Origin of the sequence: Stappia sp. BW2, assembly GCF_008107695.1 — a bacterium.
In the GTDB taxonomy this organism is placed as follows: domain Bacteria; phylum Pseudomonadota; class Alphaproteobacteria; order Rhizobiales; family Stappiaceae; genus Roseibium.
Genome location: NZ_VIRG01000058.1, coordinates 282,318 through 308,466 on the forward strand (window position 1 = coordinate 282,318; position 26,149 = coordinate 308,466).

General features: G+C 59.9%; 28 protein-coding genes and 1 tRNA gene. 18 read left to right on the forward strand and 11 right to left on the reverse strand.

The genetic code is table 11. The features are described from left to right. Positions 1 to 47 precede the first annotated feature (47 nt). From FMN63_RS09530 to FMN63_RS09545, 4 genes are all read left to right on the forward strand, one after another. Positions 48 to 758 carry an ABC transporter ATP-binding protein gene (locus FMN63_RS09530; protein WP_148583714.1) on the forward strand — a complete coding sequence of 237 codons (711 nt, stop codon included), beginning with the start codon at positions 48 to 50 and terminating at the stop codon, positions 756 to 758. Then, on the forward strand, positions 755 to 3,337 hold the full coding sequence (locus FMN63_RS09535) for an ABC transporter permease (RefSeq protein WP_148583715.1): 2,583 nt from the start codon (positions 755 to 757) through the stop codon (positions 3,335 to 3,337). The genes FMN63_RS09530 and FMN63_RS09535 overlap by 4 nt, the downstream gene beginning before the upstream one ends. 279 nt (positions 3,338 to 3,616) lie before the next feature. Beyond that, on the forward strand, positions 3,617 to 4,390 hold the full coding sequence (locus FMN63_RS09540) for a hypothetical protein (protein ID WP_148583716.1): 774 nt from the start codon (positions 3,617 to 3,619) through the stop codon (positions 4,388 to 4,390). 183 nt (positions 4,391 to 4,573) lie between these two features. After that, entirely contained in the window at positions 4,574 to 5,356 is a 783-nt protein-coding gene (locus FMN63_RS09545) for a Bax inhibitor-1/YccA family protein (protein WP_148583717.1), read from the forward strand. Positions 5,357 to 5,540: 184 nt separating this feature from the next. Here the strand turns inward: FMN63_RS09545 and FMN63_RS09550 are convergent, their stop codons facing one another. After that, a complete protein-coding gene (locus tag FMN63_RS09550) occupies positions 5,541 to 5,930 on the reverse strand; it encodes a DUF2794 domain-containing protein (RefSeq protein ID WP_148583718.1) in 390 nt (129 codons plus the stop codon). Between the two features lie 465 nt (positions 5,931 to 6,395). After that, complete coding sequence (locus FMN63_RS09555; RefSeq protein ID WP_148583719.1) at positions 6,396 to 7,787, reverse strand: aminotransferase-like domain-containing protein; 1,392 nt, start codon at positions 7,785 to 7,787, stop codon at positions 6,396 to 6,398. A gap of 134 nt (positions 7,788 to 7,921) precedes the next feature. Here FMN63_RS09555 and dctP point away from each other — a divergent pair, with 134 nt between their 5' ends. The 5 genes from dctP (at position 7,922) to FMN63_RS09580 (ending at position 12,839) form a co-directional block, all read left to right on the forward strand. After that, a complete protein-coding gene (gene dctP, locus FMN63_RS09560) occupies positions 7,922 to 8,953 on the forward strand; it encodes a TRAP transporter substrate-binding protein DctP (RefSeq protein WP_148583720.1) in 1,032 nt (343 codons plus the stop codon). Between the two features lie 83 nt (positions 8,954 to 9,036). After that, positions 9,037 to 9,543, forward strand: coding sequence for a TRAP transporter small permease subunit (locus FMN63_RS09565; RefSeq protein ID WP_209001043.1), 507 nt, complete (start codon positions 9,037 to 9,039; stop codon positions 9,541 to 9,543). Further along, entirely contained in the window at positions 9,540 to 10,853 is a 1,314-nt protein-coding gene (locus FMN63_RS09570) for a TRAP transporter large permease (RefSeq protein WP_148583722.1), read from the forward strand. The genes FMN63_RS09565 and FMN63_RS09570 overlap by 4 nt, the downstream gene beginning before the upstream one ends. Positions 10,854 to 10,869: 16 nt before the next feature. Then, positions 10,870 to 12,153 (forward strand): hydroxymethylglutaryl-CoA reductase, degradative, encoded by a 1,284-nt coding sequence (locus FMN63_RS09575; RefSeq protein WP_148583723.1) that lies wholly within the window; start codon positions 10,870 to 10,872, stop codon positions 12,151 to 12,153. A 167-nt stretch (positions 12,154 to 12,320) separates the two neighbouring features. Then, positions 12,321 to 12,839, forward strand: a complete 519-nt coding sequence (locus FMN63_RS09580; protein ID WP_148583724.1) for a GNAT family N-acetyltransferase — start codon at positions 12,321 to 12,323, stop codon at positions 12,837 to 12,839. 16 nt (positions 12,840 to 12,855) lie between these two features. Here FMN63_RS09580 and FMN63_RS09585 read toward each other — a convergent pair whose 3' ends face one another. Continuing rightward, a complete protein-coding gene (locus tag FMN63_RS09585) occupies positions 12,856 to 13,422 on the reverse strand; it encodes a hypothetical protein (RefSeq protein ID WP_148583725.1) in 567 nt (188 codons plus the stop codon). A 134-nt stretch (positions 13,423 to 13,556) separates the two neighbouring features. Here FMN63_RS09585 and ppa point away from each other — a divergent pair, with 134 nt between their 5' ends. After that, positions 13,557 to 14,096 carry an inorganic diphosphatase gene (ppa, locus tag FMN63_RS09590; protein ID WP_148583726.1) on the forward strand — a complete coding sequence of 180 codons (540 nt, stop codon included), beginning with the start codon at positions 13,557 to 13,559 and terminating at the stop codon, positions 14,094 to 14,096. An 81-nt stretch (positions 14,097 to 14,177) separates the two neighbouring features. Here ppa and FMN63_RS09595 read toward each other — a convergent pair whose 3' ends face one another. Genes FMN63_RS09595 through FMN63_RS09610 form a run of 4 tightly spaced genes read right to left on the reverse strand, consistent with a single transcriptional unit; the run spans position 14,178 to position 16,021 of the window. Then, the gene (locus FMN63_RS09595; protein ID WP_148583727.1) at positions 14,178 to 14,612 is read right to left on the reverse strand and encodes a metallopeptidase family protein; all 435 of its coding nucleotides are present in this window, start codon (positions 14,610 to 14,612) and stop codon (positions 14,178 to 14,180) included. A gap of 27 nt (positions 14,613 to 14,639) precedes the next feature. After that, positions 14,640 to 14,906, reverse strand: a complete 267-nt coding sequence (locus tag FMN63_RS09600; RefSeq protein WP_148583728.1) for a hypothetical protein — start codon at positions 14,904 to 14,906, stop codon at positions 14,640 to 14,642. Next, positions 14,903 to 15,427 carry a disulfide bond formation protein B gene (locus FMN63_RS09605; RefSeq protein WP_148583729.1) on the reverse strand — a complete coding sequence of 175 codons (525 nt, stop codon included), beginning with the start codon at positions 15,425 to 15,427 and terminating at the stop codon, positions 14,903 to 14,905. Before FMN63_RS09605 ends, FMN63_RS09600 begins: the two co-directional genes overlap by 4 nt. Before the next feature lie 15 nt (positions 15,428 to 15,442). Then, positions 15,443 to 16,021, reverse strand: a complete 579-nt coding sequence (locus FMN63_RS09610; protein ID WP_148583730.1) for a YqaA family protein — start codon at positions 16,019 to 16,021, stop codon at positions 15,443 to 15,445. A 199-nt stretch (positions 16,022 to 16,220) separates the two neighbouring features. Here FMN63_RS09610 and FMN63_RS09615 point away from each other — a divergent pair, with 199 nt between their 5' ends. Then, on the forward strand, positions 16,221 to 16,898 hold the full coding sequence (locus tag FMN63_RS09615) for a hypothetical protein (protein ID WP_148583731.1): 678 nt from the start codon (positions 16,221 to 16,223) through the stop codon (positions 16,896 to 16,898). A 77-nt stretch (positions 16,899 to 16,975) separates the two neighbouring features. On the opposite strand, the gene FMN63_RS09620 is transcribed toward FMN63_RS09615, so the two are convergent. After that, positions 16,976 to 17,060 (reverse strand) — tRNA-Leu (locus tag FMN63_RS09620). 255 nt (positions 17,061 to 17,315) lie between these two features. Between FMN63_RS09620 and FMN63_RS09625 the strand changes: the two genes are divergently transcribed. Both FMN63_RS09625 and FMN63_RS09630 read left to right on the forward strand, forming a co-directional pair. Further along, positions 17,316 to 17,810: a cupin domain-containing protein gene (locus tag FMN63_RS09625; RefSeq protein ID WP_148583732.1), complete on the forward strand. Its 495-nt coding sequence runs from the start codon at positions 17,316 to 17,318 to the stop codon at positions 17,808 to 17,810. Between the two features lie 145 nt (positions 17,811 to 17,955). Beyond that, entirely contained in the window at positions 17,956 to 19,521 is a 1,566-nt protein-coding gene (locus tag FMN63_RS09630) for a CYTH and CHAD domain-containing protein (protein WP_148583733.1), read from the forward strand. A gap of 6 nt (positions 19,522 to 19,527) precedes the next feature. On the opposite strand, the gene FMN63_RS09635 is transcribed toward FMN63_RS09630, so the two are convergent. Continuing rightward, entirely contained in the window at positions 19,528 to 20,268 is a 741-nt protein-coding gene (locus tag FMN63_RS09635) for a helix-turn-helix domain-containing protein (protein ID WP_148583734.1), read from the reverse strand. A 119-nt stretch (positions 20,269 to 20,387) separates the two neighbouring features. On the opposite strand from FMN63_RS09635, the gene FMN63_RS09640 reads away from it, so the two are divergent. Then, positions 20,388 to 21,233: a YncE family protein gene (locus tag FMN63_RS09640; RefSeq protein ID WP_148583735.1), complete on the forward strand. Its 846-nt coding sequence runs from the start codon at positions 20,388 to 20,390 to the stop codon at positions 21,231 to 21,233. A 301-nt stretch (positions 21,234 to 21,534) separates the two neighbouring features. Continuing rightward, entirely contained in the window at positions 21,535 to 22,182 is a 648-nt protein-coding gene (locus tag FMN63_RS09645) for a pyridoxamine 5'-phosphate oxidase family protein (RefSeq protein ID WP_162530006.1), read from the forward strand. A gap of 82 nt (positions 22,183 to 22,264) precedes the next feature. Here FMN63_RS09645 and FMN63_RS09650 read toward each other — a convergent pair whose 3' ends face one another. Beyond that, complete coding sequence (locus FMN63_RS09650) at positions 22,265 to 22,747, reverse strand: GNAT family N-acetyltransferase (RefSeq protein ID WP_148583737.1); 483 nt, start codon at positions 22,745 to 22,747, stop codon at positions 22,265 to 22,267. A gap of 43 nt (positions 22,748 to 22,790) precedes the next feature. Between FMN63_RS09650 and FMN63_RS09655 the strand changes: the two genes are divergently transcribed. From FMN63_RS09655 to FMN63_RS09665, 3 genes are all read left to right on the forward strand, one after another. Next, positions 22,791 to 23,009 (forward strand): hypothetical protein, encoded by a 219-nt coding sequence (locus FMN63_RS09655; protein ID WP_148583738.1) that lies wholly within the window; start codon positions 22,791 to 22,793, stop codon positions 23,007 to 23,009. 248 nt (positions 23,010 to 23,257) lie between these two features. Further along, complete coding sequence (locus tag FMN63_RS09660; protein WP_205513936.1) at positions 23,258 to 23,875, forward strand: AraC family transcriptional regulator; 618 nt, start codon at positions 23,258 to 23,260, stop codon at positions 23,873 to 23,875. A gap of 80 nt (positions 23,876 to 23,955) precedes the next feature. Beyond that, on the forward strand, positions 23,956 to 24,672 hold the full coding sequence (locus FMN63_RS09665) for an N-acyl homoserine lactonase family protein (protein ID WP_148583739.1): 717 nt from the start codon (positions 23,956 to 23,958) through the stop codon (positions 24,670 to 24,672). Positions 24,673 to 24,769: 97 nt separating this feature from the next. On the opposite strand, the gene FMN63_RS09670 is transcribed toward FMN63_RS09665, so the two are convergent. Continuing rightward, a partial coding sequence (locus tag FMN63_RS09670) for a DUF1254 domain-containing protein (protein WP_148583740.1) occupies positions 24,770 to 26,149 on the reverse strand: 1,380 nt, incomplete at its 5' end.

Here is a 26,149-nt window from a genome sequence, read left to right on the forward strand (position 1 = left end):
TGTATCTGTCAGGAAGACGATCACACGCCCAATGTAAAGGCCAGAGAATGACAAATTCGCCCGCGATCGCCCTGAAAGACGTTCACCTGACCCTCGGCGAAGGCGCCGGTCGGGTGCATATCCTGAAGGGGATCGACCTTCAGATCGAGAAGGGGGCCTCCGTCGGTCTTGTGGGCCCATCGGGATCGGGAAAATCGACATTGCTGATGGTCATGGCGGGCCTCGAACGCGCTGATGAAGGATCGGTCAACGTGGCCGGATCGGAACTCGGCCCCTTGTCGGAAGACCAGCTGGCCCGGTTCCGCGGCCGCAATGTCGGCATCATCTTCCAGTCGTTTCACCTCGTGCCCAACATGACAGCGCTGGAAAACGTGGCCGTTCCGCTGGAACTTGCCGGCGATGCCGCCGCCTTCGACAAGGCCAGGGCGGAACTGGACGCCGTTGGCCTCGCTCACCGCATGAACCACTACCCGGCGCAGCTGTCCGGCGGCGAACAGCAGCGTGTCGCCGTGGCACGGGCTCTGGTTGTCGAACCCGAAATCCTGATTGCGGACGAACCGACCGGCAATCTCGATGAAAGCACGGGCGCGCAAATCGTCGACCTGATGTTCACAGCCCAGAAGAACCGGGGCACCACGCTGGTGCTGGTCACCCACGACCCGAGCCTTGCCACCCGCTGCGACCGCATGATCCGCGTGCGCTCCGGTGAAATTGAAGAGGAAACGTCCGATAGCGCGCGCCGCGAGGTGTCTGCATGAGCGCGTTTGTCCCGGGGGGCATCCCGGCAAACCATCAGACGCTGCGCCTGGCAGCCCGGTTCGCTTTCCGGGAACTGCGCGGAGGCCTCAAGGGATTTTACATCTTCATCGCCTGTATCGCGCTTGGCGTCGCGGCCATTGCGGGCGTCACCTCTGTCTCCCGCGCCCTGACCGAAGGCATCTCCCGCGAAGGGCAGTCCATCCTGGGCGGAGATCTCGATTTTTCGCTGATCCACCGCGAGGCCGACGCCGAACAGCTTGCCTATCTGAACAGCCTCGGCGACGTGTCCCGCGTTGCGACCATGCGGGCGATGGCCCGCCGCCCGGAGACCGGCGATCAGGCCCTCGTCGAGCTGAAAGCCATCGACACCCCCTACCCGCTTTACGGCACGTTTGAGCTTGCCTCCGGAGAAGCGCTCGAAACGGCCCTGGCCCGCAAGGACGGAACCTGGGGCGCCGTTGCCGATCCCTCCCTTCTGGCACGGCTCGGCGCAAACGTTGGCGATACGCTGTCGCTCGGGCGCGCTACCATCCGCATTGCCGGCACCATTGCCAATGAACCCGACAAACTGTCCGGCGGCATGGAGTTTGGTCCGCGCCTTCTGATTTCCGACGCAGCCCTTCCCGAAACCGGATTGATCCAGCCCGGCAGCCTGGTGCGCTGGCATTACCGGGTGCGCATGGACCCGGCGCCCAACCTGGAAGCAATGGAAGAGATCGTCGAAGAGGCCAAGGCCGCGCAGCCGGAGGCCGGTTGGCGTATCCGGTCGCGCGCCAATGCATCCCCCGGTCTGCAACGCAGCATCGACCGGTTCGCCCAGTTCCTGACGCTGGTCGGGCTGACCGCGCTGGTGGTCGGCGGCGTCGGTGTCGCCAATGCCATCCGCGCCTATCTGGAAACCAAGCGCGAGGTGATCGCCAGCCTCAAGTGCCTGGGGTCTACGGGCGGGTTCGTCTTCAAGATCTATCTGGTTCAGATGCTGGTGCTGGCCCTGCTCGGCATCGCGGTCGGCCTTCTGCTTGGGGCCTTGATCCCCTTTGCCGCTGCCGCCGCCCTTGCGCCGGTGCTTCCGGTCAAGCTTGCAGCGAGCATTTATCCGGCAGAACTTGGTCTTGGGCTGGTCTACGGTCTTCTGACCGCGCTCGCTTTCGCGATCTGGCCGCTCGGCCGGGCGCACGACGTGCCGCCGACAGCCCTCTTTCGGGACATCGTGACAGGTGGCGCCAAACTGCCGCGTAAACGCTATCTGGTCGCCACGGGCGTTACCGTACTTGCCCTCGCCGCCATTGCCATTCTGCTGGCGCATGACCAGCGCATGGCGGGCATCTACATCGCGGCTTCCGCCGCAGCCTTCATGCTGCTGGTGCTGGTCGCCCGCGGGATCATGGCCGTTGCCAGGCGCTTGCCCAGCGTCCGCTCGACCGAGCTCAGGCTGGCGATTGCAAATATTCATAGGCCCGGCGCGCTGACCCCGTCGGTTGTCCTGTCTCTCGGGCTGGGCCTGTCGCTTCTGGTCGCGCTTGCCCTCATCGACGGCAACCTGCGGCGCGAACTGACCGCGACGATTGCCGACAAGGCTCCGAGCTTTTTCTTCATCGACATCCAGAGCCATGAACGCGGTGCCTTCGAGGCACTGCTGAAGACCGAGGCCCCGGCCGCCAACCTTCAGAGCGTTCCCATGCTGCGCGGCCGCATCGTCTCGCTGAACGGGATTGCTGCCGACAAGTTCGTGCCAGCTCAGGAAGGCTCCGGCTGGGTGCTGCGGGGCGACCGCGGCATAACCTATGACGCCGATCTGCCGAAGAACTCGAAACTGGAACAGGGGTCCTGGTGGCCGGAGGATTACTCCGGCATTCCTCTGGTGTCCTTCGACGCGGGGGCTGCCACCGATCTCGGTCTCAAGGTCGGTGACCGGATCACGGTCAATGTCCTTGGGCGGGAGATAACAGCGGAGATTGCCAACACGCGGACGGTGGAATGGCAGAGCCTTGCGATCAATTTCGTGATGGTGTTCTCGCCCAACACTTTTGCCGGCGCCCCGCACGCCCACCTGATGACACTTGGCTGGGACGACGACGTTCCGGAGGACACTGAACTAGCCCTCCTCAAGACCGTCTCCAATGCCTTTCCGACAGTAACGGCCATCCGGGTGAAGGACGCGATCTCGCAGGTCAACGATCTTGTGGCGCAGCTCGCCTGGGCCATCCGGGGCGCAAGCTCCATCACGCTGATCGCAAGTGTTCTGGTTCTGGCAGGGGCCCTCGCGGCCGGTCACCGCAGCCGGATCTACGATGCTGTCATCCTGAAGACCATCGGGGCGACGCGGGCACGCCTGATTTTCGCATACGCGCTCGAATACGCCATCCTGGGGCTTACAACAGCGGTTTTCGCCCTGCTGGCAGGCGGTGTTGCCGCCTGGTACGTGATCACACGGATCATGGACGGATCCTTCGTGATGATGCCGGTCACGGCAGCGGGGGCCGCATTGATCGCACTGGTGTTGACGGTTGGCTTCGGTCTCATCGGCACCTGGCGCGTCCTGGGTGAAAAACCTGCGCCTGTCCTCAGGAACCTGTAGCGCCTGCCGTTGCTGACCGGCCTCGCAAACGGCAGGGAAATGCCTCCGGCAGGCTATTTCCAGGGCGCTGGCAGCCTTGGCAAAGCAAGACCGAACACATTCTTTCCAGAGGCCGATCTATTGTGATCCGGCGTCGGCAGGCTTTGGCAATCGTCGCTCGGGAGAAAGTCTCGAAATACACTCCAGTTGCGTCAAACATCAGCCCCGGACAACTTGCATACTGAATTGATCTTGGCTATCCGGTTTAGCTCCGGGCAGTTTGTTAAAAGGGGCCATTCCATGTTCAAGTTATTCCCGAAATTTCGTTTGAAGACCATCGCGAGGGCAGCCGCTCTTTCCGCAGTTGCCGTTATGGCATTCGCTCCGGCCGCTTCGGCCGAAAGTCCGTTTCACACCGGCGTCTGGCAGTTGAACACGCCGGAAGGCCCGCGTGGACTTGTCGTCAGTGACTGGCTCGTTTTCGAAAACGGCCTGCCGAAGCGCTGGCTCTACCGCAGGGCTGGCACAAATGACGCCAACCAGTTCGATTTTTTCACCCGTTCCATGAATGATTCCGGCTACACGCCGGTTGGCATCCGGGTGTACCGCACCGGCGACAACGCGATGAAATACACCCTTGCGCCCAAGGGCAAGGAACCGATCGAGGTTTCCGCCGTTCGTCTGTCCATTCCGAATTTCGAGAATTCCTGCCTGTCCGTCGAGAAGAAAGGCAAACGCTTCTTCGGCAACTGGGTCGGCACCGAAGGCTCCAAACTCAAGAAGCTGAACGTCTCGAAAAACCGGTTGACCATTGATGGCCAGCCCCGCAAGGTTTCGATTGAGGAAGTTCGTGTCGGCCGCATGGGCATTACCGAAGACGGCAAGCCGATCGCCTTCCTCACCGATGCTGGTGGCGACTATGCGGTTCTGCAATGGTTCAAGCCGGGCGTGAGCGTTGAGCAGATGCGCAATCCGGACAAAGAAATCCTGGACTTCGCGTCGGAAGAAATCGTTCGTAATCCGGCCGGCACCTGCGACAGGCAGATCCAGTCCCGCCTGAAAGCCATGAAATAAACTGGCTGAATCTCAGTTTGTTCTTAAGGATAGACTGAATTAAACGGCCCCGAGCGCGAAGATTACAAATTTTTTCAGAGAATCCGACTTGTGCTCGGGTCGGTCTTTTCCCATATGTTGAGGGAGTTGTGTTGCATGCGCGATTGCATGCTCACGTCTATCTAGAAAGGGATTCATACGACCATGTCGACCTATGACCGTCAATCTCAAGGCGCGTATACCGTCGCCGGCGCACGCGCCGAGGCCGGCATCGATCAGGGCCTGCGCTCCTATATGCTGGGCGTCTACAACTACATGACGATCGGCCTTGCGCTGACCGGCTTGTTTGCGCTGGCCACCGTCATGCTCGCCACCACCACCGATCCGAACGCTGCCGTCGCCAGCCTCGGCAACGGCCGCATGCTTACCCAGCTTGGTGTTGCCATCTACGGCAGCCCGCTGAAGTGGGTTGTCATGCTTGCACCGCTCGGAATGGTGTTCTGGCTGTCCTTCCGCATTCAGTCCATGAGCGCCAGCTCTGCGCGCGCCCTCTTCCTGGTCTATGCGGGCGTGATGGGTATTTCCCTGTCTTCGATCTTCCTGGTCTACACACCGGGCTCGATCGCTCAGGTCTTCTTCATCACCGCCGGCACCTTCGGCGCGCTGAGCCTGTTCGGCTACACCACGAAGAAAGACCTGTCCGGCTGGGGCTCGTTCCTGTTCATCGGCCTGATCGGTATCGTGATCGCGTCGCTGGTCAACATCTTCATGGCATCTTCTGCTCTGCAGTTCGCGATCTCCGTGATCGGCGTCCTGGTGTTCGCTGGCCTGACCGCCTACGACACCCAGCAGATCAAGGAAATGTACTACGAAGGCGACAGCGGTGAAGTCGCAACGAAGAAGTCCGTCATGGGCGCTCTTCGCCTCTACCTCGACTTCATCAACCTGTTCATCATGCTGCTGCAGCTTTTCGGCAACCGCGACTAAGCGCAGCCTCTTGAACAAACGGAAAAGCCCGGCTCAGCCGGGCTTTTTTGTGTCCAATCGACAGCTTCCATATCGTCATGACGCTGCCTCTTCTCCACAGAGGGGAAGCCTTCAAACGGCACCGTCCATGGTCAGCAGAACGCAAGGAAGCTGGTAAGGCTTTCAAGCCACCTTGGGCCACGTCTCAGGCGTCGACCACCCGAAGATGCTTCTTCTTTTCCAGAACCTTGAGCACCTGTGCCAGGTCGTGCCCGCGCTTCAGGATCAAGCCCCCGGTTGCCACGACCGAGTAAGCGCCCTGGCGCCGGGCCATCTTCGGATCCTTTTCGATCCGGTAGAGCGGCATCTCCGATGACCTGCGAAACACGGAGAAGACGGCTCGGTCCTTGAGAAGATCGATGGCATAGTCCCGCCACTCGCCATCGGCGACCATGCGCCCGTAGAGCCTCAGGATGACATCGAGTTCGCGCCTGTTGAAGGCAACAACGGGTTTGGAAGGGGGAGCCGGGTGATGTTGTGGCGACGGGCCTGCACCCGCACCACGCTGAAACGCGCTGTCGTCGGCCTCACTCATTCCGCCTCCATTCCGCTCGCGGTTCCGCAGCAGACAGGCACTGGCCATGAGAATCGTCGAGGCAATGCCTGTCACCCGGTTGTCATGATGCGTTGTCTTTGGCCAGTCTGGCAAGCCCGCAACGTCATAATCACCGACCCCGGTCCGCGACCAGCGTAATTTTGCCAATAAACTTCGCAGCGAGAAGTGTAAAAACGAACGTTACGGCACTTTGCCAAGAAAGAATGCCTAAATTTCCTTGATTTTGCCGCATTCCAGCCCTTGGCCAGCCATTTTAACCACCCATATTAGGATCATACCCTGATGGGTATGGCCTGTAGAAGCCGCGGAATGCATTAGCCCCCCAGCCCCCCGGGGTTTTTACTGGCCAACCAGATTTAATGAGTCAAACATCAGGGCAACTGAAGGGCCGGCTCTACGCCGGCCCTTTTCATATCTTGGGCCACCCGCGCTTCTGCTTGCGGCTTACTTCAGAAAATCCCTCAGAAACGACAGGAACCGTGCATCGGTTCCATAGGCGACATTGACCCGCATCGCCGGCGTCTGCCGCGTCTCCCGATTTGGATAGAAGACCGATCCCGGCGCTATGAAGATGCTTTGCCGACTGGCCGCGGCGCACAGGTCCCTTTCGTTCACATCGTCGGGAAACTCCACCCAGAGATAGAACCCCGGTATGGAACACTCCCGGACGGACAGACCGATGGCTTCCAGAGTTCCAAAGGACGCCTTGTAGGCCTCCTCCACCCGGCTCTTGAGACGGCGCAGATGCCTCAGATAATGGCCGGCCTGGATCAGGTTGAACACGAACCGCTCCACATGATCGGAAGAATTCACCAGCGTCAGCATCTTGATATCGGCAAGCTGGCGAATGATGTCCGGACTGCCCGCCACATAACCGCACCTGAGACTGGCAGACAGGGTCTTGGAAAACGTGCCGAGGTAAAGCACCCGCTCCAACTGGTCCAGGGCTGCCAACCTTGGCAGCGTGGCCGGAAGAATGTCGGCAAGCGCATCGTTCTCCACCAGAAGAAACCCCCAGCGCTCGGCAAGCTGCATCAAACCGAACGACCGCGACGGCGACAGCGATCCACCGGTCGGATTGTGCCCATGGGACTGGGTCACGAACATTTTCGGCCGGTGAAGAGCCAGTTTCGCCGTCAGATCTTCCAGGTCCGGGCCGTCCCGGTCACGGCGGATGCCGACAATCTTCACCTTGGCGAAGGTCAGTTTCGAAAACAGCGGATAGTAACCCGGCTCATCGACAAACACCGTATCGCCAGGCTCGGTCAGATGCCGGATGATAAGATCCAATCCATGATTGACGCCATGCGTCAGCAACAGCCCCTGCGGATCGGCCGGGATCGAACGCTCGAGCAGTTGCATCCGCAGCCGGTCCCGCAACGGGCCATATCCCCACGAGCTGCCATAGCCGAATTCGATCGCATCAGGAAACGGCGTCTTGGCATTGGCAAAATGCCGGCGCAGTTCCGCGCCTTCCATCCAGGATGCTGGCGGGCGCCCATCTCCCGGACGCACTTCGTAATGCTGTTCCAACTGCTCCCGCAGCAGAGACATGCCGTCGACAGCAGCCGTGACATGTGGGGCGGGTGGGGTTTTGGTTGCAGGTCCGACCTGTGACATGTAGTACCCGGAACCAGCCCGTGCTTCCAGGAGCCCCCGGGCGACCAACCGGTCGTAAGCTTCCGCCATCGTGTTCTTGGAAACACCGTTCTCACGCGCGGCCTGACGGACGGAGGGCAGCCGCTCGAAGGTCTTATAGGCCCCAGCCTCAAGCAAAAGCGCCACTTTTTCGACGATCTGGTCGACACGAGACAGTTTCCGACCGCTCCCTGCCACCTTTATTGTCCCCCTGATTTTTCTGGGACAGTACTGCCTATAAATCCGACAACTGTCCCTTGATTGTCCCAATCTTTTTTATGACAGTTTGCCCCACTATGCCAGCAAATGGCAATTTCCTTGGGAGGGAAAAAATGACCAAAGTAAGTAGACGCAGCCTTCTTGCAGGTGCAGCCGTAGGCGGCACCGCTCTCGCAGCTCCGATTGCCGCCAAGGCGCAGGAAGCGGTCGAGTGGCGCATGCAAGCACTCTGGGACGCAGGCACCACTCCATTCGAATTCGAGAAGAAATTTGTCGATCGCGTCAGCGAACTGACTGACGGCAAGTTCAAAATCACTCTTTATTCCGCCGGACAGCTTGTGCCGGCCAACCAGGCATTCGATGCCGTTCGTGCTGGCGCCTTTCAGCTGATGAAGACCTTTGACGGCTATGAGGCCGGCAAGATCCCGGCTTTCGCCTTCACCTCCACCATTCCGTTCGGCTTTCCCGAATCCGACCAGTATGAAGCCTGGTTCTACGAAAAGGGCGGGCTGGAGCTTGCCCGCGAAGCCTATGCACGGGCCGGCCTGTTCTACATTGCTCCGACCGTCTATGGCGAAGAGCCAATCCACTCGACCGTGAAAATGGAAACCATTGCCGACATGGCCGGCAAGAAGGGCCGCTTCGTCGGGCTCGCTTCCGCAGTCATGGCCGACCAGGGTGTCTCGGTAACGCCGTTGCCGACAGCGGAAGTCTATTCGGCACTCGAAAAAGGGCTGATCGATTTTGCGGACCGGGGCGATCTGACCGCCAACTACGAGGCTGGGCTTGCTGAAGTGGCCAAGTTCATCATTCTGCCCGGCGTCCATCAGCCGACCACGGCAACCAGCTACGTCGCCAACCAGGCGGCCTATGATGCCCTGCCGGAGGAATACAAGGCGGCGCTTGCCGTTGCCGCGCGGGAAATCTCCGGCTCGTTGCGCCAGCACATCCTGGTGCAGAATGTCGACGTCCTGAATAAATACATCGAACAGGGTGTCGAGGTCATCCATCTCGACCCGGCCGATGTGGCCGCCAACCGGGCCAAGGCTGTCGAGTCCTGGAAAAAGGCTACCAAGGAAGATGATCTGGCAAGTCGCGTTCTCGCGAGCCAGATCGAGTTCATGAAAGCCCTCGGGCTGATCTGACCCTTCCTCCCGCCGGACGGTAGACAGCACCTCCCTGCCGTCTGCCGTCCGGCCGTTTTTCCGATCGGCAAATGCTCAGCTTCATGAAAACCGTCAGTTCCATCGTCACCGGCGTCAACCGGGCGTTCTTTCTCCTTGCGGCGGCACTCATCTTCGCGGTGGTGCCGATCCTGCTGTTCGAAGTGGTTGCAAGATACCTGTTCGATGCGCCGACCGTTTGGGCCATGGAAGCCAGCACGCTGATCTTCGGTCCGCATTTCATGCTGGCCGGACCTTACCTTCTGCATCTGAAAGGTCATGTCGCCGTCGACATCTTCAGTGAAAAGCTGACGGGCTGGCCAAAGGCGGCACTCGACGTGTTCTCCTATGCGGTGATTGCCATCTTCGGAGCCGTTTTGGCCTGGGTAAGCTGGCCGCTTGCCGTCAATGCCTATTCCCTCGGCGAGACCAGCTTTTCCGCCTGGAACCCACCGGTGTGGTGGCTGAAATTCGTGGTACCGCTCTCCTTCGCGCTGCTGTTTGCGCAGGCACTTGTGGAAGCCTTCAACGCGGTGCGCCCGGCGCGGGAACAGACCGGAGTGAACGCATGAGCTCCGAACTCGTTCTCGCGATCATGTTCGCAAGCCTCGTTGGCCTTCTGCTCACCGGCCTGCCACTTGCCTTCACGCTCGGCGCACTTGCACTCGTCTTCACGATAACACTCTGGGGGCCTGCGGCCCTCTCTGTTACCGTTCTCAACCTCTACGCCACGATGACATCGGAAGCGCTTCTTGCGATCCCGCTCTACGTCATGATGGCCAGCATCCTGCAACGCTCCGGGGTCATCGAAAGCCTTTACCGGGCCATGGAGCTCTGGTCGCGCCGGTTGCCGGGCGGACTTGCGGTGGGCACCATCGCCATCTGCACCATCATCGCCGCCATGACCGGCATCGTCGGCGCCGCGGTCGCTGCCATGGGCATGCTGGCCCTGCCGTCCATGCTGAAGCGCAAATACAGTCCGGAGCTCGCCATTGGGACAATCTGCGCCGGAGGCACGCTCGGCATCCTGATACCGCCCTCCGTGATCACCATCGTCTATGCCGTGACCGCACAGGCCTCGATCGGCCAGATGTTCATCGCCGGCGTGGTGCCGGGCCTGCTGCTGGCCTCGCTCTATATCGGCTACATCGTTCTGCGGTCTGCGCTCAATCCGTCCATCGCCCCCCGTCCGGACAACGACACACCGGCCACCTGGGAAGAGCGTATCGCGTCGCTGAAATCCCTCATTCTGCCGCTACTGATCATCGTCGGCGTTCTGGGCACGATCTACAACGGCATTGCAACACCCACCGAAGCGGCCGCCGTGGGCGTCTTCCTGGCGTTCCTGTCGTCGCTGATCGAGCGCCGCTTCGGCTGGGACCTCATTTCGGGCGTCGCACTCGACGTGGTCAAGGTGACCGCCATGATCCTCTGGATCACCATCGGTGCGCGGGCCTTCGTCGCCATCTTCACCGGCACCGGTGGCGCGGACTTCCTCCTGTCCTTCATTCAGGATCTCGATACCAACCGCTGGGTCGTACTCGCGGTCATGCTGGGAATTCTGTTCTTCCTCGGCATGTTCCTGGACGAAATGGGCATCATCCTGCTGTGCGTGCCCGTCTTCCTGCCGGTGATCGACTTCCTCGAGTTCGACCGGCTCTGGTTCGGCATCCTGTTCCTCGTTTCGGCGCAGATGGCCTACATCTCCCCGCCCTTCGGCTACACGCTCTTCTACATGAAGGGCGTGCTGCCTGCCGGTATCGGCATGGGCACGGTCTACCGTGCCATCGTTCCCTTCATCCTGCTGCAAGCCATCGGTATCTTCATCTGCGCCCTGTTTCCGGAGCTGGTGCTGTGGCTGCCGCAATCCATGATCAATTGACAGACAGGTTTCCCCGATGAGTGACGTCACTTCGTCCCGTATTGAAGGTTTTCACAAGCTGGACCCGTCCGGCCGGCTTCTGGCCGTCCAGCGGCAGGCGAAGCTGGACAACAAGTCCGTCTCCGATCTTGTGGACGCGGCGTCCGGACATATCGAACTGGCCGACCGCCTTGTCGAGAATGCCATTTCCAGCATCTCCATTCCGGTCGGCATCGCCACCAACATGACCGTGGACGGGCGGGATGTGCTGGTTCCCATGGCCAGCGAGGAATCCTCCGTCATCGCTGCCGTATGCAACTCGGCCAAGCGCTGCCGCGCAACCGGCGGCTTCAAGACCTCGACAAGCGGCCCGCTGATGGCAGCCCAGATCCAGCTTCTGGGGGCCAGCGATCCGGAAAACGTCCGCCTCACGGTTTTGGAGCACCTCGATGGCATCCGCACCATCTGCGAGGAAATCGATCCGCTTCTGGTCAAGCTCGGCGGCGGGTTCCGCGATCTCGACATCAGGGTCATCGACACCGCCGAAGGGCCGATGACCATCGTTCACATTATCGTCGACACGCGCGACGCGATGGGCGCAAACGCGGTCAACAGCATGGCCGAAGCCCTGGCGCCGAAACTGGAGGAATGGACCGGCGCGCGCAGCCTGCTGCGCATTCTGACCAACCTTGCCGACCGCCGCGTGGCCCGGGTGCGGGCGGTCTGGCCGCTTGCGGAAATCGGCGGTGAAAAGGTACGGGACGACATGTTGTCGGCCTATCACTTTGCTGATGCCGACCCCTACCGCGCGGCCACCCACAATAAGGGCATCATGAACGGCATCAGCGCGGTGGTTCTGGCAACGGGCAACGACACCAGAGCCGTGGAAGCAGGCGCTCATGCCTTTGCTTCGAAGGACGGCCGCTATCGCTCGATGTCCCGCTGGGAAAAGGACGGCGACGGCAACCTTGTCGGCATCCTGGAGCTGCCGATGGCCGTCGGGCTGGTCGGCGGCGCCACGAAAATCCACCCCACGGCACAGGCCAATCTGAAAATCCTCGGCCTAACCACCGCGGATGAACTGGCCCGGATCATTGTTGCCGTCGGCCTTGCGCAGAACTTCGGCGCGCTGCGCGCCCTTGCCACCACGGGCATCCAGAAGGGCCACATGGCCCTGCACGCCCAGAACGTTGCCCTGATGGTCGGGGCGACCGGTGAGGAAATCGACCAGGTGGCCAACGAGCTGAAGTCTCTCGGCAAGGTGCGGCAGGATCTGGCCGAAGAAATTCTCGCCCGGTTGCGACAGGGCGGCAAAGCCTGAGACGTTCCAGAAGGGTTTGTTCGGACGGATCTTGGCACTATTACCGTGTTCCCCCGTCCGGCGACTCAACTGCTGGCTGTTGATAGCGCTGAAATCGGAATGATTGGCGCCGCTACGGCACAATTGCCTCTTTTCCGCCGGGATGCTTCCTGTATCTTTCCAGAAGCATGACAACCGACCTGATAGATCTGCGCGCGGCACGGACCGCCGATTGTGAGGCACTTGCCGGCATCCATAGCGAAGCCTGGCTGGGCGCCTATCGGGGCGTCTTGCATGGCGTCGATCTTCAGAAGATGATTGCGCGCAGAGGCAGCACTTGGTGGCGCGGCGCCCTTGCCAGGGGCGTCGATATCAAGATCCTCAGCATTGCGGATGTCCCCGCCGGTTACGCCACCTATGGGCCGTGCCGGTTGAGTGACACCGGCATGGACGGCGAAATCTATGAGCTTTACCTGAAACCGGAATATCAGGGCCTCGGCTTCGGCCGGGCCCTGTTCCGGAATGTGCGGGAAACGCTGTCGGCGAAGAACATGCCCGGGGTCGCGGTGCAGGTTCTGAGCGCCAACGAGCCCGCGCGCGCCTTCTACAAGGCTGTCGGCGGCAAGCTTGCGGCCAAGTCCTGGTACAGGATCGGTGGCCGCAGGCTGGAACTCAGCATCTACGCCTGGCCTCAAACCGGCGTCTGACCCGCCGGGTGTATTTTCAGTAGAGAATTCCGGGATTGCCGATGACCTGCGGCGGCTGCGTGCAGTCGAAGGAACCGGCCATCGTATCGGCGGCCTGACGCGCCATCTCGTTGGCGTTCTTGTTTGCCTGGGCGTCGATCCGGGCAATCTGACACGTCCCGCCACCGGGCTGCACCTGAGTGACAATCAGCACGCTGCCAGTCTTGGAGCCCTCATCAAGGCTCGGGAACCAGCGCAGGATGGTCGCGAACGGAACACCGTCCCTCAGACGCCATTCCAGGGTTTCGTTGATCGTGTTGAAATTGGGCAGGGTCTGGTTGGCCGCGGGCTCATCAGCGGCAAAAGGACCGAAGGAGACGAACATCCGCAGGTCGCCCTCGGCAACGTAGACGCCCATGTCCTTGTAGCCGGCGCACTGCCAGGCACCGCCGAAGGTGCCTTCTTCCTCATCCCCGGACTGGATCAGCGGGCAGGTGTCCAGCAGGATTTTGGTGTAGGCACTTTCGATCGACGCGGCACCGGCAGCCTGCAGAGACGCAAGCAATCCGCCGAGCGCCAAAAGGGAAAGAGTGAGCCGTTTCATAAATCTATCTCCTCCAGAGCCTGCCGCCGGAATAGAGGCATGTTAATCAATTAGGTGCAATGCAAAAATAAAGGACTTGAACTTCTCCGGCGGGATTGCGATAGACGCAGCAACGAATAACAGGAGTTTCCGAAATGCGTATCGATGCTGTGCCGATTGGCAAGAATCCGCCTGAAGACATCAACGTCATTATCGAGGTCTCCGTTGGCGGCGAACCGATCAAATACGAGATGGATAAAGAAGCAGGTGCGATGTACGTCGACCGCTTCCTCTACACTCCGATGCGGTACCCGGGCAACTACGGCTTCGTTCCCCACACCCTGTGTGGCGACGGCGACCCGATCGACGTGGTCGTGGTCAACCAGCGCCCGATCGTTCCGGGCGCCATCATGAGCTGCCGCCCGATCGGTGTTCTGCTGATGGAAGACGAATCCGGCCAGGATGAAAAAATCCTCGCGGTTCCGACCCACAAGCTCAGCAAGCGCTACGACAACATCAACGACGTGACCGACCTTCCGGACATCACCGTTGCTCAGGTGAAGCATTTCTTTGAACACTACAAGGATCTGGAACCGGGCAAGTGGGTGAAGATCACCGGCGTGGAAGGTGTTGAATCCGCAAAGCGTCTGATCGTGGAATCGATCGAACGCGCCCAGAAGGAAGCCGCTGAATAAGCGTTTCCGAACGGACGAAAACAAAAAGGCCTCCCGTGTTTCGAAAGACGCGGGAGGCCTTTTTCATGTCAAGAACCGGAACTAGCGCTCCGCTGCTGCCTCGATACGTTCCATATCCTGGTCGGACAGGCCGAAATGATGTCCGATCTCGTGGATCAGGACATGAGCAACCACATCCCCCAGCGTCTCGTCCATTCCGGCCCAGTAGTCGAGGATCGGCCGACGATAGAGCCAGATCCGGTTGGGCATCTGGCCGCTTATCATGGTCTCCTCGCCTTCGCTCAGCCCCTGCCCCTCGAAAAGACCCAGAAGTTCGTGCGGATCCTCGATGCGAAGTTCATCCAGAACCTCGTCAGGCGCATAGTCCGCCAGGCTGATCTGCAGATGACCGCAGCGCAGCAGGAGATCATCGGGAAGCCCGGACAGGATCTCGCTTGCCATCGCCTCGAAGTCTTCCAGGTCAGGTGCTTTGGTTTCGGTCCAGCTGCTGTAGCTGACCGGGCGGACGGATGCCATATCGCTTCCTTTGACGGATCGGTTCATTCAGGTGTTGGGCAGTACGTAGGTGACAAGAAGATAAATCGCCAGTCCGATTGCGAACACAACCCCGAGACCACGGCCAATCCGGCTGCCCCAAACCTCGATCCGGTCGTCTTCATCCTTGTCGGCGGCGCTCAGATGGTTCTTTGCCCGGTCTGCCATGCGCACGAAGGTCGAACCGGCAACGGTCTCACTCTCGGCATTCACCCTGTCGAGGGTGTGAAGCGCTTCCTTGCGGAGTTTCTCTTTCGGGTGCTCGCTCTGGCTCATGCCTCTACACTGGCCGCGTTGCCTTTGCGTTTCAACCCGAAAGCGGCCAAAAGTGCCAGAAGGGCAAGCCCGCCGGAGGCAACCGCGTTCCAGCCAGCGAAGGACAGGCCGAACAGACGCCAGCTTGCCTCGGTGCAACTGACCACACGCGTCGTTTTCAACGCCTGCAGCATGTTGGCAGCGGACGTCGGCGTTGCGCTGCCGCCACCGCAATCGCTCGGGCCATCCCAGAACTGCCATTCGGCGCCGGACTGATAGACGCCAAGGCCGGCCCCATAAGCAAATACGGCCGCAACGATGAGAAGCACGACCAAAGCTGCACCGGTGCGCTTTGCCTGCATCAGGAACAGCGCCAGCAGGGCAAGGGGAAGACCGGCATAATAGGGAATACGCTGTTCAAGGCACAGCTTGCAGGGCACATAGCCGCCAATCAGCTGAAACCCCCAGGCAGTCGCGATCGCCGCAAGGCCGCCCAGCAGCAAAAGCCCGGTCAGATTGCGCGAAATCCGGTCGGCTGTCATCTCATCCTCTTACTGTCAGATATACCTAAGCAGAACAAATCCGCCGATCAGCAGCACCACAAATATGGTGAACATGAGACCGAGCCGCTTTTCGATGAAATCGCGGATCGGCGGGCCGAACAGATACAGCAATCCGGAAACGACGAAGAAGCGGATCCCCCGCGAAACGATACTTGCGGCAATGAACACCGGCAGGCTGAGCCCCAACGCCCCGGAGGCGATGGTGATGACCTTGTAAGGGAACGGTGTCAGCCCCGCGATGAACACGAACCACCAGCCGTACTGATGATAGATGTCCTTGAACTCGTCGACGAACGCCATCTTGCCGTAGAAGGTCAGGATCGGCACGGCCACCTGCTCGAACAGGAACAGGCCGATCATATACCCCAGGATACCACCGGCAACCGATGTCACCGTGCACAGCAACGCGTACCACCAGGCTTTCTCGCGCCGGGCGATCACCATGGGGATCAACAGGAGGTCCGGCGGGATCGGAAACACCGAGCTTTCGACAAAGGATACGGTACCGAGCGCGGCAGGCGCACGCGGTCCGGCGGCAAGGGACAGGGTCCAGTCGTAAAGGCGTCTGATCATAGCGCTTCCCTTAGCCGCTGCGCCGCAAAAAGTCACCTAGGGAAATGCGAGCCCCACCAACAGCAAGACGCCGCGCGGCCGCACTGCGATGACAGGCTGACATCTTGGCAAACTGGCCTCGACACCCAAGGCAGACTTTTCGAACGCATCTGCTAGCATTGGAGCCTGATCAGGTTCCGCACGCCACTGTGAGGGGGAGATGACAGGAACAGCCGCGAAAATCGCCAAATTGGCATTGGCCCTCATGATGAGCGCTCCGGCTGTAGCGGCCGCCCAGCAGGTCGAACTGGAAGGATCGGTCAAGCTGACACCTTTCGAAGCTGAAGGCGTCACCCTGTCGACGACCTACACGGTCGACGCGGCTTTCGCCGCAAAACACGACATCGAGGTTCCCGTCCCCTTCAGTCTGGCAGCACCCCGCCGTGAGGCACAGCAAATCCTTGCCCAGGCGAAACCCGCCGGTGGCGGCCCAATCAAGATCTATTTTACGACCGACGACGAAACCAAACGCATCTATTCGTCTCTGCACATCGTCACCTACACGTTGAAAACCGATGACCCGCAGAAGCGCCTCGAAGTGGGCGACTATGTTGCCATTGAGCTGTTGAAAAAGCTCGGCACCACCGACGACACGCGGCTGAATGTCCGTCGCCAGATCACGCTGGGCGATCTGCCAGCGTCAGAAATCGTCGGCAACTTCGTCAACAAGGATGGCGACCGGTTGCTCGTACGGCTCGTCGCGCTGGCAAAACCCGGCAGCGAGCGAGGTATCGTCGGCATCGCGGTCGGTCATCCGCGGCAGGGCCGCATCAAGAAAGTGGAAGACATCTACCAGACCAGCGCTTCGCTGGCCTTCGATACGGTGACGTTCAAGTAGCTGACGGGGCAAGCCGGTGGGAGGCGGAGCCTCGAAACACTCCGGCAGGTTTGGGCAGTACCACAAAGCGCTTGCCTTGGTGCCCCCCGCCGGAATCGAACCGGCACTCCCGAAGGAACCGGATTTTGAATCCGGCGCGTCTACCAATTCCGCCAGGGGGGCGATCCGGTATCGGGAAGGGTGCCTATCATGAGGCTTTGTTCGATGCAAGCGGTTCCAGCGCGCTGCTGCCCACCGCCTCTGATCGTGGGTCTTCTGGAAGTCGATAAAATTTGAAAAACCTGCTTCACGCAGCCTTAACCCTGGACTGAAGAATCGCGGCCTCAAGGCTCTCAAAGCGTGGCTTCCGGCGCATATTTAAGCTGTTCGCAACTGCTGCTCGCGCAAGTGATCAGTCAGACAGTTTAGGAGACACGGATGACACTTGCAGGCAGCCTTCATGAGACAAAACGCACCAAGACGTCTGCAGTGGACGATGCCGCCCGGCACGGGCAGGTGTTCACGCAATCCTTTGTCGATAAATCGCAGTTGATGCCGGCGCCGATCCGGCCTGAATGGGTGCTTGAGGGCGCCCCCCAGGCCATGTGCGCCGTTCTGGCCAAACACAAGTTCGGTTGGGGCGACGCCTGCCACTGGTCGTGCACGGCGGGCAAGTTCCGCTGGCACTATGGTTGGGACGAGTCGGTGATGTTCCTGGAGGGCGAAGTCCGGATCACGGACGACACCGGTCACGTCTATGAAGGCAAACCCGGGGTCACCCTGTTCTTCCCGGCAGGCACCTCCGCTGTTTGGGAAGTGCCAACCTATATCCGCAAGCTCGCCTTCAACCAGAAGCCGGTTCCCTGGTATCTGCATTATCAGTCCCGCATCCTTGAACGTCTGAAGGGCGTCGGCCAAAAGCTTTTCGGGTAAGACGAAGGAACCGCATGCCAGAGCCAGGCTTGCGACGGCAGCTGCCTGCTGGCTGCCGTCCTTCTGTATTTGTTAGCCAGCGAACAAAAGCGCAAATTGTGCGCTTTTTCTGGACAAGCAGAAACCGCTTGGCTAGTAATTCAGCATGAGCAAATCAGGACGTGAAATCGAGCTCAAGCTCGAGCTGGAAACGAGCGCCCAGGACGCTTTGAAACGGGCCGGATCCATCGACGGATTTACCGCCAGCCGGGCGGTGAACAAGACGCTGCAGTCAATCTATTTCGACACGCCGGACCAGGCGCTGCGCAAGGCGAAGGTTTCCCTGCGTGTGCGTAAATCCGGCAACAGCTGGGTTCAGACAGTCAAACTCGGCACCGGCGTCATGGGCGGGCTGTCCTCGCCGGTGGAAGCCGAACACCCGGTCAAGGGTCGCGCGCTCGATTTTTCCGTCATCGAGGACCCGTCCGTTCACGACCGCCTGCTGGAAATCATCGGCGACGCTCCCCTGTCGGAATGCTTTGAAACGGTGATGAAACGCACTGTACGCAACCTGACGCGCGACAGCGACGGCACCTTCATCGAACTCGCCTTCGACAGCGGCAATATTCTGGCCGGCAACGGCAGCCAGCCGCTGACCGAGCTGGAAATGGAGCTGAAGTCCGGCCCGAGCCTTGCCCTTTTCGAAGCCGCCAAGGCCCTGTTGAAGGACATTCCCTTCCGCTTTTCGCCCTACAGCAAGGCGGAACGCGGCTATCGTTTTGCCGAAGGCACCGCGCCGGCGGAACGGGCTCCTTATTTCGCAGAAGACATCGCCTTCTCGAGCGGCATCACCACCGAACACGCCTTTCGCGACGTGCTGCGCTCCTGCCTGACGCAGATTTCCGAGAACCGGCTCGCCGTTCTGTCGTCGGAGGAACCGGAAGGCCCGCACCAGTTCCGAGTGGGCTTGCGCCGTCTGCGCAGTGCGTTCCGCCTGTTCCGGCCGATCCTCAACCCGGCGACCATGGCACCGCTTGACCGGATGGCGAAGATCATTGCCACTGAAGCCGGCTCCCTACGCGATCTCGATGTTCTGGTGGATGAGATCGTGATGCCGCTGGTCTCGAAAGCCCCGGCAACCTTGTCCTTCGACGCCCTTCTGGAAAACCTCAACGCGTCCCGGGACCAGAAGACTCGCACAACGCTGACGGATCACCTGAAGTCGGAAGAGGTCAACGGCTTCCTGCTGGACCTTGCCGCCTATACGGAAGGACGCGGCTGGCTGGACCCGGAAAACTTCGGCCAGACGCAGCTTCTCGCCCAGCCTGTCGAGACCCACGCCGGTGATGCCCTCGCCAAACAGTGGAAGAAGGTGCTGAAATACGGCAAGCGCCTGGAAGAGCTCACCGTTCCGGAACGACACGAAATGCGCAAGGCCATGAAGAAGATGCGCTACGGCATCGAATTCTTCGGGTGCCTTTATCCGAAAGACAAGGTGAAGCCTTTCCTGAAGCGGATGAAGAAGCTGCAGGATATTTTCGGCTATCTCAACGATGTCGCGATGGCCGAACAATTGCCGGTGAAATGCAAGGTCACCGGGGCAAACGCCCTGGCGACAAACCAGGCCATCGGCTTTGTCATCGGCTGGCACGAGGCCCAGTGCCAGGCCATGTGGCAACACGCCAGAGGCTATTGGGAAGCAACCCGGGAAACACCGAAGTTCTGGACCTGATGCAAATCACCCGGCAGGTTCGATCGTCAGAATGTCCGGAAAGGAAACCGGCGCGAAGGCTCCCGTCAGCTTGAAGGTGGTCAGATCTTCCTCGCGCGAGACCAGCTGGTCCTGACGGGCCAGCTCGGCAATCGTCTCCTTCAGGGTTTCGATCTCTCGCAGGATGAAGGCCCCCGTGTCCGGCAGCATGCGGCGGGAGAGCGTGAAGAACAGCGACTGGTTGCCGCTCGGATTGGCGATCACCTGCCCCAGAAACCGCGTGTTGATTTCCTTCAAGAGCGGGATCAGCGGTCCATCCGGGCGGAACCTGAGCGGTTCCTTGTGCAAGACCTTTATGTGGTTGCCAGGGTGCACTTCCACCAGGCCCAGCGCTTCCAGCGACCGGCCCATGCGGAACATGTCCTCCCCTGAAAGATCGAAACGGCGTTGAATTTCCCCTTGAGGGATCGGCTCTCGCAGCAGGATGAACAGATAGAACAGCGATGGGTCGGCAGCGAGCCGCGCTTCCGTTGCTATCGGCAGCACGCTTGCTTCTTCGGAGTTTCGTGCCGCCCGGTGCAACACATCCGACAGCGGCACCTCCAGAATGTCGCAGATCTCCAAAAGCCGGCTCAGCTTGCAGTCGTGCCCGGCAAAGATCCGTTTGACCGTCGGCTCCGAAATATCCATCCGCCTTGCCAGATCCGCATAGGTCATGCCGCGCGCTTTCAGAACGCCCTGCAAAATCTTGAATGTATCTCCACGCATGATCTTGATCCCGAAATGACAGCCTTGGTATCGTTTTTTGATACCATATCATGATCAATTGCAAGAAAAGTTCGAAAGTTGCATGGAAAGTCCAGTTCAACTGTTTGAAAGGACATCCCATGCAGCCTCTGAAACACCTCGCCGCCGCGCTCCTGCTCAGCCTCTCCACGCTGCCTTCCGTGGCTGGTTCGCTCTGGTCGACGGACGGGTTCGATATGCCGGAATCAGTTGCTTACGATCCCATGACTGATCGGTTGATTGTCAGCGTCATGAACGGCGCTCCGAACGCGGTCGATGGCAATGGCCATCTGGCGCTTCTGTCCACCGGTGGAAAGCTCATCGACGCCAATTGGGCAAACGGCATGGACGCCCCCAAGGGCCTGGCGCTGATGGACGGCAAGGTTTTCGCGGCCGATCTCACCAGCCTGCGCATTGTCGATGCCGGCACTGGGGAATTGCTGCAGTCCGTTCCTGCCGAGGGTGCGGTTTTTCTGAATGACGTCACCACCAATGGCAGCGAGGTCTTCGTCTCCGACATGATGACGAACACGATCTGGCGCTATGCGAACGGCACTTTCGAAAAATGGCTGGAAAGCCCGGTTCTCAACCACCCCAATGGCCTCTACTGGGATGACGACCGCCTGCTTGTCGGGACCTGGGGCAAGGGCCTCAAGGACGACTTCACCACCGAGGCCCCTGGCAGCCTGCTCGCCATCGACCCCGCGACAAAATCCATCAGCGTCGTGGCGCAGGATGTCGGCAACATTGATGGCATCACGCGGCTGAACGGCAAACTCTTCCTCAATGACTGGATCACCGGCAAGGTCTTCGAGATCGGGACGGATGGAGCAACAACCGAGATCCTGAGTGAACCAGCAGGCCTTGCCGATATCTCCGCACGCGATGAAGTGCTCTATCTGCCGCATATGCTGGAAGGAAAGATCGAAGCGGTAACGCTGGACTAGACGCCAGTTGCCTCGGCAACAGACGATCACAGGGCGCGATATCCCGCGAACGACGGCTGGGCAGCACATGCCCAGCCTGAAGTGTATTTCCCGCCGAAACAGCATGCGATCCTGCACGGAAGGAGCACCGGACAATCGCTATCAAATGCCCTTCCCACAAAAATGATGTACGCACCTCATTTCATGTTACCTTCACGCGTGACCGGCTCAACGACCGGGAACCGGACGCAAGGGCCTGCTGCTGGAGGCGGCCTCGGCTCGGAGAGGGCCGGATAAGGGAAAAACGCAAAGGGAACGCATGATGGGAGCCTACAAGATCAACCCGGAGTTCGTCATTTCAGATGAACGAACGCTCCGGAGCCAATTTTCCGAGCTATCGCCGCTGGCTGCAAAAAAGTGTCTGAGCGCACTGGATAGGCATGCACAGGATTTCATCAAGCGCTCACCTTTTCTGTGCCTCGGCACCCAGAACGCAGACGGCAAGGCAGATGTCAGCCCGCGCGGCGATCCTGCGGGCTTCGTCAAGGTTCTCGACCCGCAAACGCTCGCCATCCCCGACCGACCGGGAAACAACCGCCTGGACAGTCTGGCCAATATCGTTGCCAATCCGAATGTCGGTCTCTTGTTCCTCGTACCCGGATTTGACGAGACCTTGCGCGTCAACGGCACGGCCACCCTGGTCACCGATCCGGATCTGCTGAAAACCATGAGTGTCAGGGACCGTGCGCCCAAACTTGCCATTGTCGTCTCGGTGAGCGAAGTCTTCCTGCATTGCGCCAAGGCCTTCCGGCGCTCCCACCTCTGGGATCCGGAGCATCTGCAGGATCGCAGCGAGATGCCGTCGCTTTCCAGGATCATTCTGGATCAGACGACCGGGGCTCCGAATGACGCGGAAATGCAAAAACTGGATGCCGAGCTGGAAGAAACCTACCGGAAGACCCTCTACTGAGGGGCATCCGCCCAGCCATTGCCAAAGGCAGACCGACAGCACCGCTTCCCGTCTGACGCTTCCTTTTCAGGCCAATGCCGCTTCAATCGCGGTCTTCCACTGAGGTTCGATCCCGCTCGTCATCTGGAGCCCAGGCGTAGACCGTGTCCAACGCGTCCTCCGAGACGACCTGGAACCCGCAGGACAGGTAAAACGCGTTCGCCGGGCTGCCCTTCAGGGCCATCAGGCGAACCGGCAGTTCCGCCGAAACCGCCTCGGCCTTCAGATCCTCGACGACGCGGCGACCGATCCCACTGCCCTGAAAGGCCGGGTGGACATAGAGATGATCGAGATAAAAGTGGTCGGGCCGCCTGCGAATGACAAAGAAGCCGGCAATGCCTTCTTCCTCGATGAGGATACTGGTATCGGCGGCAACAAAGCTGTCCAGAAACCGCTCCCGTGCCCGCCTGGGATCAAACCGGCCCACGGCTTCCAGGCTGGGACGCATCGCCTCGACGCGCAGGTCGGCAAGCCGGTCCGCATCCGCTTCAGATGCAGCTTCAATTCGGGTGGTATTGCGGGACATCCGAAACCTCGACAAGGGGACCGGTACACCGGCGGTGCAGACCATGAGCCCTCCCGAACCGGCAGGCACCGTTTATACAGCCGAAGACTGGAACGGCAATCGCAGACGTCGTGAGCCGAACGGCGCCTTGCCGTTGCACGATGCCACCATGGAGCAGGCCCATTCCACCGGCATCGCGGTGACCGAATGTCCAGTGATTTCGGTGGAAAACGATTTCGTTACCGGAGGCAGCAAATGCAGCCACAAAAAGCTTTTGAGGTAACAGCAAAAGGTCCATCATGATCAGGTCTGCAGCTGGAAGCACGAAAGTTTCATGTTTCAAATCCTTTCTCCTGCTCCTGAGCTTACCGGGCTGGTCAGGGCCTACTGGTTCGTCGAAGACCTGCCCGGCGAACACGCAGGCCAGCTTATCCGCACAAGTCCTGTCCCCCTGACGGTGCTATCCGTCAACATCGGCCGTCCCAACGCCGTAGAGAGCGGCGAACCAGTGCCGGGGTGTCCCTTCTTGGCTTGCAGTCGCAACGCCGTGGCTGGCATTCAGGCTCAGACACCTATTTCGTCATGGTGATGCTGACGATTCCCGGGCTTGTCAGGCTGTTTCCCCACACAGGACCGGGCACTGCCGGCATGCTGGTCGATCTTGCTTCGCTGACCGGTGATGCAACCATCCAATCTCTGAAAAATGGCATTGGCATGGAGCAGAGACCTCGCCGGATTGCCCCTTTCCTGGATCAGTGGTTCGTTTCCAGAATGAACAGGATACGGCCGGTTCCGGACATCGACCGCATCGCCGCGGCGCACTCAATCCTGCGCCGTGGCGGAACTGTCGAAACAGCCGCAGAGACTGCCCAGCTCAGCCGCCGGCAACTGCATCGTCTTTTTCACAGGCATCTTGGAGTGAGTCCAAAGGAACTCGCGGACCTGGAACGGTTGCACAGCAGCTTGCAGAGCGTTCAATCCGGCCGCGGTGAGCCTGTTGAGGGCTTTAGCGACCAGGCGCACCAGATAAGAAGCTGGCGACGGCGGTTGGGCACAACACCGGGGGCCTACGCGCATGCCCCGCGCACGCCGTTGGCCAACCACTTCGATGCAAATGGCTCCACGCTCGAAGTCGCCTACTACTTGTGACGACGATTGTCCCATTCGTTCAAGACCGATAGCCACTTTCAGGGAATGGTCAGGTTTTTCGAATGGAGACCCAACAGACCATGCGTCTTTATCTGCTTCACCTGGGCACAATGCAGCCCGGCGACATACCCGTTCCGGCATACCTTATCCAGACAACGGATGGCATCAACATCCTGATCGATACCGGCTGGCCCCGCTCCTTCGTCGAAGCGCCACGAAATCCACCCGGGCTTGCCGTCGAAATACGGCCGGAAGATACGGTGGTCGCCCGCCTCGCAGCCATCGGGCTTCAGCCTGCCGACATTGACTATCTCGTCTGTACCCACCTCGATGACGACTATTCCGGCAACCACGATCTATTTGCAGGTGCCGAATGCATCATTCAGCGACACCATTACGAAGTGGCCAAAGGCGGCCATCCCCGGTTTGCGGCCAACCGCGCCGCGTGGGATCACCCATCGCTTCGATATCGTCTCGTCGAAGGCGATAGCGAACTTGTGCCGGGCGTGAATCTGCTGGAAACGAGCGGACATGTTCCGGGACATCAGTCTGTGCTGGTTCATCTTCCTCAGACGGGCGGCGTCTTGCTTGCCGCCGATGCCATCATGCACCAATCAATGGCGGACGCGGCAACGCGGCAAATGTACATCACCGATATGGATGACGAACGGTCCATCAGACAAAGCACCCGGAAGCTGTCCGATATTGCTAACCGCGAGGGCGTGGCGTTTGTGGTCTACGGACATGACGCTCAGCAATGGCCCTCCCTGCAGCACTCACCCTTGTTTTACGAGTGATGCAGATACCAGTGTCCGTGTTCCGACAGATGGGCGGCACCGCCGCCCACTTGTCTTGCGTCTTGCGGTCTCAACGCGCGCGTCGGGACAAACCCTCTTATTGCGCGACAAGATGCGGCAGCGGGCTCTTCTTCTCGACTGCGGGCGGATTCCATTTGCCCGTGAGCGCAGGTGACTTCGGCGCATAGAGCCGCATGGTCAGATTGAACGGTCCCTTCGGTGCCGGCAGCCAGTTGGCTTCCTTGTCCTTGCCGGGGCTTTCATTCTGGAAGTAGAGGTCCAGCGAGCCGTCGGCATTGTAGGCAAAGGGCATCCAGCTCGAAACAGCGAAACGGTTCAGACTATTGGCAACCTGAAAGCCCTGTTTGTCATAGAGCGTCACCGACCAGAATCCATTCGTCGGCGGGATTTCAGACTTGTCGAAATGAAGGACATAGTTGTTGGTGCCATCAAGCAGCTTTCCCTCGCTGTCCGCAAGGTTCAGCGGATAGATCGCATCCTGCGGCTGGTTGGCCCCCAGTCCGACTTGCGTGACAATTGCCCGCTTCAGATAGTAGTTGCCGTAAACGCCCATCGTATCGGTGTTCATCGACCAGTAATTGACGATCTTGGCCAGTCTCGGCAGCTTCCATGCCATCAGCTCCTGTGCAGCCTTGGGTGCACGTTCGACCGCCGTTTTGACGACCGGGTCGGCTTCATCGTAATTGAAGCTCTTGCCGCGCTCGATGCCAAGCTGTTTCATCCGTGCGAGAATTGGCTGGTCAGTGTCATGCGGCGGGATTGTTTTCAAAAGCTCCGCTGCATGCATGAAGTAATCGCCACCTGTCATTGAATCGACCTGCTCTTTCGGCGGCGTCTTCATGTCGATGTCCGGATTGACGGTAACTTCGGGGACTTTCAGATCCTGGCCCCACTTCGACAGCGGCGCGATCTTGAGACCGTCCTGGATCTTGTTGACTGCCGCGTAGTCGGACGGACCGTCCGTCTTGATGCGTCCGATCATCCAGACCATTGGTGTCGGCGCTTCTATCAGCTGCGTGTCCTTGGGCAGCTTGAATTCCTCGACGAACTTGTCACGCAGGTCGGGTCTCCAGCCTTCCTGGGCGATCAACAGGGTCTGGGCTTCCGTGCCCGTCGTACGCCACCCGGGCGAGGCGAAAACGTTCGTCCACATGTCGAGCATCGGAAGAAGGTAATAGCGGCCGTCGGTGCTGGGCACCGAAATAACGACCGGTTCCTTGGTGACATCCAGCCAGGCGCTGGAATAGAGCGTATCGAAGTTCGGCCGGACGACAGATCTGTCCTCCGCCGCAGGATAGGCCCGGACATTGTTGAACCAGTTTTGCGGACTGTTCCCCGTCAGCAACCATGAGACATATCGGCGAAATTGCCTAAGGAGGATTTCTGGCACATCGTAGCCCGCCAAGGGAGCGAAGATGAGACAGAAATCCGGGCCGCAGGAGTCGGCCGAAAAGCA